Origin of the sequence: Rhodobacter sp. NTK016B (assembly GCF_017303295.1) — a bacterium.
GTDB lineage: Bacteria > Pseudomonadota > Alphaproteobacteria > Rhodobacterales > Rhodobacteraceae > Pararhodobacter.
Map to the genome: position 1 here is coordinate 1 of NZ_JAFKOK010000078.1, position 219 is coordinate 219.

Annotated in this window: 1 pseudogene; it reads left to right on the top strand. The window is 65.3% G+C overall.

Going from position 1 to position 219, the window contains the following annotated elements:
• Positions 1 to 219: pseudogene (locus JI664_RS23770) on the top strand (hypothetical protein); the annotation flags it as partial.

A 219-nucleotide genomic window follows, 5' to 3' on the forward strand; every position in this document is an offset into this window, starting at 1 on the left:
TTACCCCCGAGCTGTCTGCAGAGATTGAGCAACTGGCGGCGGCCGAGGTCATGGCACAGACCCGCGTGGATGATCTCACCGATGCGATGGAACGTCAGCGGGAGGCAGGAGAGCGGGGAGCCAAGGCCCTCGCCGACATCTTTTCGGCGGCGCTGGAGGGCGGCGATGCGGCACGCAATGCCGTCGCTCGCCTAATCCTTGAGATTGCCCGCATGCAGC